Genomic DNA, 9970 nt, shown 5'->3' on the forward strand with positions numbered 1-9970 from the left:
CTAAAAGACAAAAAATCTCTGATCCAGTTTCTATCAACGAGATACAATCAGGAAAAGAGGAGAGAATTCCCACTAAAAATGCCGAGCTCGACCGTGTACTGGGAGGAGGTTTTGTTCCAGGATCTGTAATACTCGTTGGAGGTGATCCCGGAATAGGGAAATCTACCCTGGCTCTTCAGATGTTAAATAACATTAGCACTTCAAATAAAGACAATGATTATAATTTGCTCTATATAACAGGTGAGGAATCACCTGAGCAGGTTAAGCTCAGGGCCCAGAGAATAGGCGTCTCTTCAGAGAAAGTATTTGTACTTTCGGCTACATCGGTAGAGAGTATTATTGATAAAATTAAAGACCTATCACCCCAAGTTGCTGTTGTGGATTCTATCCAAACGATGTATACAGAGGGGCTTGCTTCGGCCCCTGGCAGTGTAGGACAGATTAGAGAGTGCACTGCAAAGCTCATGCAGCATGCTAAATCACATGGAACAGCTATTTTCTTAGTAGGCCACGTGACAAAAGAAGGCGCTATTGCCGGCCCAAAGGTTTTAGAGCACCTTGTGGACACTGTACTCTACTTTGAAGGCGGAAGAGATCACCCCTACAGAATACTAAGAGCAATTAAAAATAGATTTGGTTCCACGAACGAGATAGGTGTTTTTGAAATGATGGACGTTGGGCTTAAAGAGGTTAAAAACCCTTCAGAAATTTTCCTATCAGAGCGCCCTGAGAATGCATCAGGCTCCGTAGTCACTCCGAGCATAGAAGGTACTAGACCCATATTAGTCGAGATACAGGCTCTTGTGTCCCCGTGCAGCTTTGGTGTGCCTAGAAGAACGACAATCGGGCTTGATAATAACCGTGTATCATTGCTACTTGCAGTGCTGGAAAAACGGGCGGGGCTTCAAATACTTGGACAGGACGTTTTTATGAATGTAGCAGGAGGGGTAAAAATTGAAGAGCCCGCAATTGACCTGGCCATTTCTATCGCGCTTGTCTCAAGCTTTTTAAATAAGCCCCTTGATCCAGGCACAGTGGTGTTTGGCGAAATTGGCCTTGCTGGAGAAATAAGAGGGGTGTCACATATAGATATGAGAATAAATGAAGCGCAAAAATTAGGCTTTTCAAAGTGCGTTGTACCCAAGATAAACCTTGACAGGGTAGCATCAAATGATAATTCTATTTCCCTTATCGGAGTAGACTCGATAGAGAAGGCAATTGAAGAATTTTTCTAAATTGGACTAGGATCATATGACGAGCAATATAAAAAAAGCGCCGATCGGAGTATTTGACTCAGGTATTGGTGGGCTTACAGTTGCAAAGGAACTTATTTCCGCCCTTCCCTCCGAGAATATTATTTACCTAGGTGATACAGCAAGAGTTCCCTACGGAACCAAATCTGGTAGAACTGTTATTACTTACTCCCACAGTAACGCCGATTTCTTGATTTCAAAGGGAATCAAGCTCTTAGTAGTAGCCTGCAACACGGCGTCATCAGTATCCATCCCTAGTCTAAGGGAAGAATTCGATATACCTGTCATTGGTGTGATAGAACCAGGGGCAAGAAAAGCTGTGAGCGTAACTAGATCTGGCAAAATTGGTGTGATTGGCACCCCTTCTACAATTAACAGCAGCGCCTATAAAAAAGCTATTCATTCATTTCAATCAGACATAGAAGTATTTACGAAAGCCTGCCCGCTCTTTGTTCCGCTAGCCGATGAAGGCTGGACCCAAGGAGAGATAGTTGAGCGGATAGCACAGGAGTATTTAGCGCCACTAAAAGAAACAGGAATAGATGTTTTGGTGCTGGGTTGTACACATTACCCACTCTTAAAAGAAACCATTAACAATGTAATGGGAGATGGAATTACACTTGTTGATTCCGCCCAAGAAACTGCCAAGGAAATAGTTCATGTACTAACTTCTGAAGAACTTTTAAATAAAACAGATTCCCTCTCTGAGCGAGAATTCTATTTGACCGATGTATCTGATAGTTTTATATCTGTCGCCGGAAGATTTTTAGGGGAGAAAATAGATAAGATTGAAATGGTTGACATTACAGGGACGACAAAACTGCCGTCCCCATAGTTTTTGTCTTTGTTTTGTGTAATTTATCCTTCTGAAACAAGCGCCTTTACATCTGCTGTAAATGGCGGGAGCACTTCAAAAAGATCTCCTACAATTCCGTAGTCACATTTTTGGAATATAGGTGCCTCAGGGTCTTTATTAATTGCAACAATAACTTTTGATGAACCCATTCCAGCAAAATGCTGAACAGAGCCTGAGATTGCAATTCCAATGTAGAGGTTAGGTGAAACAGCTTTACCTGTCTGACCCACCTGCATATCATATGGACAGTACCCAGCGTCCACTGCTGCACGTGTTGCACCTGCTGCTGCGCCTAGTGTGTCTGCAAGATCGTAGATATATTTGAAGTTCTCCTCACTTGCGAGCCCTCTTCCTCCAGCAACTACTCTTTCTGCCTCTGTAAGCTCCGGTCTATCAGATGTCTTGGTCTGAAGCTCAATAACTTTTACGTGAATATCAGCGGGGTTTAACTCTACCGATCCGCTTATGACCTCTGGTGCTGCTGGAGACTCAACAGCTTTAAAGGAGTTTGGTCTTACTGTGGCCATCATTGTGGAATCTCCATGAAATACCTGAGTCTGAATAGCTTTACTTGAATGTGAATAGCGTTCAATCTGAAGCTTGTTGCCTGACAGACCAATTGAAATCGCATCCATCGCAACTCCGGATCCCAATCTAGCAGCTACCCTGGGGAAATAGTCCTGCCCAAACACTGTGTTACCTGCTATTACTACTGCCGGCTCATTTTGCTTAATCAATTCACTTAGGGCATTAACATAACCCTCAGTGTTGTAATCTTTTAGTAGATCACTGTCCACTACATATACTTTCTCAGCGCCGTATTTTCCGAGTTCTGCTTCCATTCCGGAAACTCCTGAACCCAAGAGCACTGCGCAAAGCTGCCCGCCAAGGCCGCCCACTAGTTTTTCTTTAGCCTCTGAAAGCGCTTCAAAGGTTACTTTTCTTATTGATCCGTCTAATTTTAGATCCGCTACTACCCATACATCGTTACTCATTTTTTTCCTCCTACAATTTCTATATAAGTCAGTTGATTATTTTCGATTAGATAACTTTTGCATCGTCCCTAAGCAGTGTAATAAGCTCCTTCGCAGAGTTCGCAATCTCCTCGCCTTTTACCATTGGCTCATCTGAACCCTTGATGATCTTGAGTTTCCTCTCAATCTGAGGCACTTCGATTGCTGTTGTTGTTACTCTGGCGCCTTGCTTACTTACAGCGTCCTGCCCAAATCCAAGTCCGTCAAAACCTATATCATCCATTGAAACTTCCGTAAGAGGTTTTTTCTTAGCTTTCATGATTCCTGGAAGTGATGCGTAGCGCGGTTCATTCATAGCATCAGGGCATGTTATAAGACAAGGAAGCGGCACTTCAACAACTACGTGTCCCCCGTCTATCTCTTTCTGACAAACTGCTTTTTTAGCGTCAGCATTTATCTCAACAACCTTACTTACAAGAGAAACATGAGGAATTCCCAGCTCCTCAGCGATTTGAACGCCGACTTGTCCTGACTCCTCATCAATAATTTTCATCCCGGTGAAGATGATGTCAAACTCTCCTAGCTTTTTGATTTCACTTGCTATTATTGCGCCAGTTGCATATGAATCGGTATCAGCAAAAGCATCTCCGCTGATATGCACAGCACTATCTGCGCCCATTGCAAGTGCTTGTCTTATTGTTTCTACAACTCTTGCCGGTCCAATAGAAACAATTACTACTTCACCGCCCTGTTTTTCCTTAGTCTGTATTGCCTCTTCAACAGCGAATTCATCATATGGATTCATGATCCATTTCATGTCCCCAGTGTCAACGGAATCGCCGCTGGCTGATACTTGTATCTTAGCCTCTGTATCTTGTGTCTGACTGACAATTACTAGAATCTTCACCTTACTTACCTCCAATCTTTAGTTATTTACACATAGCACTTCTACTTATTTAATACTAAATTCTATAAAAACGGCCCAAAATTATTTAGGATTTAAGACTGACTTAGTTTAGTTCTTAGGCCAACCCAGAATCAAATTTAGCCCAGAAATAGGATATTAAATTGAACTAATTACAGCCTGCTCACCTTTAACACACTTAGACCAAATCAAAAACTTAACACTGAATAAAAATCAAAAGGTATGTAATTATAAATATTGATTGAACCTTGTCAAGAATGATAAATTGAATAGGATATTGTCTTAAATTTTATTGGCTCCTAAGATGAATAAAACATTTCTACACCTTTTGCTTTTGATATTCACTATCACTACGTGGGGATACTCCTGGGTACTTATGAAAATGGGCCTGGACTATGCAGAGCCCTTTACTTTTGCAGCGCTTAGAAATGCAATAGGCGCAGTGGCAATGCTGATATTTATTAAATACAGATCTATTAGCTGGCCAAGTATTAACAAGTTCCCAGACTTCATAGCTGTGGGTATTTTCCAGACCGGACTTATGTTTGCTTCAATGCTCTATGGGATGCAGTTTGTAACTGCGGGCAAGACTTCAGTTCTTCTCTACACAATGCCCATTTGGACAATCTTTATGGTCCGCTTTTATCTTAAAGAGAAACTAGACAGGACAACGTGGATAGGGGTTGCACTCGGGACACTTGGAGTTATAAGCATATTAGGAATCGATGTTCTTGAATATCAGAGCTCGGAAATACTATTTGGGGAACTTTTAATAATTGCTGCAGCTATATCGTGGGCAGTCTCAAATATATGGGTAAAAAAGCGCTTGGGCACAGAGAATGTATACAGGATAAGCGCTATGCAGCTTACATTCGGAGCACTATTTCTCATAGGACTATCTATACCAACCGAGGGTCTTTTTGATGTACAGTGGAACCCTCACTCTATATATATTCTTCTTTTTACCGGAATAATCGCATCAGCTGTGGATTTTACAATCTGGTTTTATCTTATTAAAAACATAGACATTAAAATCACTACATTCTCCTCTATGCTGGTTCCTGTTTTCGGAATTCTCTTTGATTGGCTCATACTTGGAACCCCACTTGATGATGGTGTAATAATTGGCGGTATTTTAATACTTTTTGGCATATACTTAGTCTCTAAAAAGTAAATCGTTATAAAAACAATCTTTGATATGATTTGAATTAGCTCTAAGGTATAATAAGCTTGTAATGTTAAGAATTAGGCGGGCTAGTATTTTCTCAGGCAACTAACAAAATCTGTGAGTAATATCATCCCCCTATAAATCAATCCATGCGTAAAAAAATCCTAATCTCTGTCGGAATCTTCTTCGTTATTGTCATATTGGCGCTTGTTGGCCTTGTGTTCTTTACTCAAACGCAGCAATTTAGAGACTTTGCCCGAAGAACAGCCGAGGACATAGTAAGCAAAACCACCGGACAAACGTTTACGATAGGTGATCTTCAGGGAGACTTTTTTAACAGCATTAAACTTACAGATGTGTCCTTTGAAGTAGAGGGAGAAAATTTTGTATCCGTAGATGAGATTTTAGTGGATTATGCCCTTTTGCATATGCTAAACAGCTCAACCTTGTTTAGTAAGATAATCCCTGTAGATGATCTAATAATTAGAGGTCTTGATGTAAATATTATCAAATATGCTGATGGCACATCTAATTTTGAGAAAATAGGCCAGCCTAGTGAAGAACCCAAAGAAGATAAGGATAAAATAAGCACTCCGCCTGAGTGGAGCATAATTTTATCTCAATTTCTACTCGAAAAAGCCCAGATAAAAATGGAAGACAGAGCGCAGAATAAAATCTCAACCTATGAGATACCCAAGGTTGATCTCTCTGTTAAGCTCTTTGATATATACAAGGAAATTGACCTCAACCTTAAAAATGCAGAGTTTAATGCTGTTGATCAAAATCTATCGGTAACCGGACTCTCAACCCAAGCTAAATATTCTGAGGATGAGGTCTTTGTAAAGAATTTAAAAGTTTTATTTAACGGGGCAGAGATAAATTTAGATGCTGAGGCCCAAAACTTGACTGATAGGCCAAAATTTTCCTTTGATGCATCTGTATCTAATTATGTTCTCGAAAACATCGGAAATATCAGTGTTAAGGCTAAAGGCAGCGGTGAGTATGTGAGCTCAAACGATATAAGAGCAAATGCCACTGTTGAAATCCCAGAGTCTGAAATACTAAAAAAGAAAATCTCCGGCACTCTCGAGCAGATTAATATGTCAGGCACAACGATAAATATCTCAGGAGGAGACTTTAATAGCGATTTGGGAGTAATAAAACTTGGCGGGGATATAGATCTAAATCGCATAATTACTAAAGAAGGCAATAACAATTTTGATCTGACACTGTCATTAGATGACATCAAGACAACTGAAATATTCTCATTAATCAAAGAGGCTAGCGATAACCCGCCCGCTTTCCCAATAGACACAGAGCTAGGCGCAGTGCTTAATTCTGAGATAGGAGCTACAGGGAGCTGGGAAGAGTTTTCAGATCTTAGCGTTAAAGCTACCATTAAAGAATTTGAAATAAAGGGAGAGAATGCCGGGAATCTTTCTATAACTGGAGAGGCTGAATATACAGCAAGCTCGGCCGGTGTAAATGTTGATCTTAACCTTAGCGAAGTAAATTTGGCTAACATCTTAGCCAATGATAATTTTTTCAGCAAAATAACTTCTGATTTTAAAATAGATGGAAATATTCCGCTACAAGACAATTTTCTACAGAATCTATCCGCAGACGTCAAAGGAAATATTGAGCCCTCAAGTATTTTCGGAATAAACATAACTGAGGGTAGTGTAGATGTTTCATATGAAAACGAGATATTAGACATAGAGTCCCTATCCATAATTTCAGAAGACAATAAAGTTGTAGCCTCAGGAAAAAGCCCTGAGCCATTGGGCGCAAACTTTGAATATGATATAGAGCTTAAGAGCTTGGCATTTTTATCAGGTATTTCCTCTGACTTAGATTTATCGGGAAGTCTAAAGGCAAGCGGCGATGTTACGGCAAGCCTTCAAAATCCAAAAATCACTATCGATGGTGAAGTGCTTAATTTTGCAATGAATGAGAAATACAGCGCAAAAGAGATCAAGATAAATGGCGCCGGAACAGTGGACACATCAAACCCTGAGTTAAATGCTGAGTTGGATATCAAAACCGCGGCAATCGGAAATAAGGAAATTCAAGAAATTGTTCTTGATGTAAACAGTGAGGGAACCCAAATAAATGCTGATTTAAAAATTATAGAAAACGATCAGTTTAACTATGAGGTGGTAGGTTCACTGCTCGATTTATCCAGCACACAAAAAGATATACAGATCACCCAGCTTCTTCTTAAGTTAGAAGACACTGCACTCGATAACAGAGAGAACATTCTAGTTACAATTACCCCTGGCGGCTTTGTTCTTAACAATTTTAACCTTTACCACAATGATAGCTCGGCTCTTGCAAACGCAAATGTCTCCGGCAACACAATTGATGGAAGCATAAAACTAGACAACCTTAGCCTAGACGATATAACTAAAGCAATAGAATTCCAAACCCCAATCCAAGGGACAATGAATGCCCAAGTCGATATACAGGGCACAATGCAAAACCCTACAATTAGTGCCAATATTAATACCCAAGACTTGCAGTACAATGATTTTCAAAATGACAGCATCGTGTTTGATCTCAATTATTTAAATCAGAACATGACTCTTAATTTTGTTATTTCCAATAATTCTGTAGATATTCTAAGCGCAAGGGGAAGCTCAGACATAAACCTTAACTTAAATGAGATTGGTGAGAGCTTTGAAAACGCCAATGTAAACGTTGCGGTAAAATCTAATGACCTAAACCTAAGCCCTCTTTCTAGTCTTGTAGATGATGTAGTTAAATCAGAGGGTAATCTGGATATAGACTTAACAGCGTCAGGAAAGCTTAAAAGCCCAACTGTAAACGGCACACTGCAAATTGAAGAGGGGCTTATTCAGACAAAAACTATTACAAATGAAATTGGAATAACCAACCTCTTAATAGAACTAAATGGCCGTAAAGCCGATCTACAAGCTTTAGAGCTTACTACTTCAAACGGAAGCGCCTCCTTTACAGGAGACTTCGATATACCTACACTAGCCTATAACCTAAGCGGAACGATGGATAATTTTCTTGTTAAGCCTCAGAGAATCTCGGCAGCTTTAACCGGTGATTTAGAAGTTGAAGGTAAAGGGGAGCAAATTGATGTTAAGGGGAAAATTGAGGTTGAAAAAGGAAGAATCACACTGCCGGATAAGCCTGAGAAGGAAATACAGGAAATACAGTTCGTAGATGAAGATAAAGAAGAGTTTGTCGTTGCCTCAGGTAGTGAAGAGAGCTTTTTTGATAAGAATGTCGCCCTTGACCTAAACGTACATATGAGCAGGAATAACTGGGTACGTGGGCAAGGAGCTAATGTTGAGCTCAGAGGCGATTTAGATATAGATAAAGAGTTTCATCAACCTATCAGAATAGTTGGTAATATTGGAGTAATTAGAGGTACTTATGAGAATTTTGGAAAGGTATTTAGGATTCAAGAGGGCGGCAACGTAAGCTTCTCAGGCGGGCAGGAGATTGATCCGTTCTTAGACATCACGGCGCTATACCGAGTATCAAACATAAATGTTTACATAAACATCGGAGGGCGCGCTTCAGAGCCCAAAATTGAGCTTACTAGTGATCCTGCGATGTCGGAGACAGATATTGTTTCCTATCTTGTTTTTGGAGCGTCCTCTACCGATATAAGCTCAGGTGAACGATCTGCCATAGGCGGCGTAGCTTCAGGATTAGCCGGCGGAATAGCAGCATCACAGCTTGAGAGATTGATGGGAGGAGCTGTTTCGCTAGATGTAGTAAGCATTTCCGGCTCAAATATAGAAGTTGGTAAATACTTGACGGAAGATCTTTACATAGCATTTGAGAGAGGAACTACGGACTCAATAATCGACTCAAATAACATACAATACAACAAAGTGCTGGTTGAATATCATCTTTTTAACAATGTAACGCTAGATGCTGAAGTGGGTGGTGAGAACCCCGGCGCAGATCTGTTTTACAACTTTAATTTTTAGCTTATTGAAGCACATCAGTTGTTGAGACATCGCCTCTTGGAGCAGGTATGGGCGATGCATGATGAAGCGCCAGCTGCCAAAGCTCTCCATCTAATTTAAATATATTTGTAGACTGTGCAAAACCTGAGTGGATCTCATTCTCTATTTTATAGCTGATTTTCTCAATACATATTACCCAAGCCGAGTTTCCTGAAATCTCAGTCTCTACCTCCACAAGCTCAATGTCGATGGGAGCTCCGTTCTCGAATATTTTCTTCCAGCTCTGACTAACAGCTTCCCATCCATGGAGCATCGGCCAGCCCGGATGAACGCATTTAACGCTCGAGTCCTGTAGCCATACTGTCTTCATTTGATCAAAGTCGCTATTCTTAATTGCCAGATAAAAACTCTCGTTTGTCTTAACTAACTCTTTCAGCTTTGTATCCATATTATCAAATAGTTTAACGAATGATTTTGGGTTTGCTATATGGAGTTAAATTGAGTTTAAGATTGCATCTATTTCCTGGCTGACTAGATCATCTGTCTCAGTGCGCTGATGTTTGGTTAATATTTCTTCACAGTTATCACCTGTAAGCTTCCATAGCGCCCAGGCGGCGTGAGCTCTGATAAGCGGCTCTTCGTCTTTAAGGCGATCTAAGATATGAGGTACAAAGGCTTGATTCTCAGAATTTCCCATAGCTAGGAGCACGTTTCTCAAAAGCCCCCTTCTTTTAGTCCGTTTAATTGGACTTCCCTTAAATAGATCACTAAATTCTTTGGGGCTTAAAGATGACAGAATCTCTAAATCAGGATTATAGAGCTCTTGTCTGGGCATAAATTC

The 9970-nt window shown here is 40.4% G+C and carries 8 protein-coding genes; 4 read left to right on the forward strand and 4 right to left on the reverse strand.

Translation table 11 applies throughout. From position 1 onward, the window contains the following. Positions 1-1235 (forward strand): DNA repair protein RadA (gene radA, locus AAF462_06425; GenBank protein MEM7008758.1); only part of this gene is annotated, 1235 nt, incomplete at its 5' end. 16 nt (positions 1236-1251) lie between these two features. Further along, positions 1252-2088 carry a glutamate racemase gene (gene murI, locus AAF462_06430; GenBank protein ID MEM7008759.1) on the forward strand — a complete coding sequence of 279 codons (837 nt, stop codon included), beginning with the start codon at positions 1252-1254 and terminating at the stop codon, positions 2086-2088. A gap of 23 nt (positions 2089-2111) precedes the next feature. Here the strand turns inward: murI and AAF462_06435 are convergent, their stop codons facing one another. Both AAF462_06435 and AAF462_06440 read right to left on the reverse strand, forming a co-directional pair. Further along, positions 2112-3104, reverse strand: a complete 993-nt coding sequence (locus tag AAF462_06435) for an electron transfer flavoprotein subunit alpha/FixB family protein (GenBank protein ID MEM7008760.1) — start codon at positions 3102-3104, stop codon at positions 2112-2114. 46 nt (positions 3105-3150) lie between these two features. Beyond that, positions 3151-3990, reverse strand: a complete 840-nt coding sequence (locus AAF462_06440) for an electron transfer flavoprotein subunit beta/FixA family protein (protein ID MEM7008761.1) — start codon at positions 3988-3990, stop codon at positions 3151-3153. 322 nt (positions 3991-4312) lie between these two features. Between AAF462_06440 and AAF462_06445 the strand changes: the two genes are divergently transcribed. Together AAF462_06445 and AAF462_06450 are read left to right on the forward strand one after the other, a co-directional pair. Beyond that, complete coding sequence (locus tag AAF462_06445; protein ID MEM7008762.1) at positions 4313-5182, forward strand: DMT family transporter; 870 nt, start codon at positions 4313-4315, stop codon at positions 5180-5182. A gap of 143 nt (positions 5183-5325) precedes the next feature. Beyond that, the gene (locus tag AAF462_06450) at positions 5326-9150 is read left to right on the forward strand and encodes a translocation/assembly module TamB domain-containing protein (protein MEM7008763.1); all 3825 of its coding nucleotides are present in this window, start codon (positions 5326-5328) and stop codon (positions 9148-9150) included. A 1-nt stretch (position 9151) separates the two neighbouring features. On the opposite strand, the gene AAF462_06455 is transcribed toward AAF462_06450, so the two are convergent. Both AAF462_06455 and AAF462_06460 read right to left on the reverse strand, forming a co-directional pair. Beyond that, positions 9152-9577 carry a nuclear transport factor 2 family protein gene (locus AAF462_06455; GenBank protein MEM7008764.1) on the reverse strand — a complete coding sequence of 142 codons (426 nt, stop codon included), beginning with the start codon at positions 9575-9577 and terminating at the stop codon, positions 9152-9154. 45 nt (positions 9578-9622) lie between these two features. Then, on the reverse strand, positions 9623-9970 hold a 348-nt coding region (locus tag AAF462_06460; GenBank protein ID MEM7008765.1), incomplete at its 5' end, for a tRNA epoxyqueuosine(34) reductase QueG.

This window comes from Thermodesulfobacteriota bacterium, from assembly GCA_039028315.1.
GTDB lineage: Bacteria > Desulfobacterota_D > UBA1144 > Nemesobacterales > UBA2774 > CR02bin9.

Bases quoted from the DNA above. Each gene is read 5' to 3' on its own strand.
- AAF462_06445 (MEM7008762.1), top strand. From the start codon at position 4,313: ATGAATAAAACATTTCTACACCTTTTGCTTTTGATATTCACTATCACT.
- AAF462_06455 (MEM7008764.1), bottom strand. From the start codon at position 9,577: ATGGATACAAAGCTGAAAGAGTTAGTTAAGACAAACGAGAGTTTTTAT.
- AAF462_06435 (MEM7008760.1), bottom strand. From the start codon at position 3,104: ATGAGTAACGATGTATGGGTAGTAGCGGATCTAAAATTAGACGGATCA.
- murI (MEM7008759.1), top strand. From the start codon at position 1,252: ATGACGAGCAATATAAAAAAAGCGCCGATCGGAGTATTTGACTCAGGT.
- AAF462_06450 (MEM7008763.1), top strand. From the start codon at position 5,326: ATGCGTAAAAAAATCCTAATCTCTGTCGGAATCTTCTTCGTTATTGTC.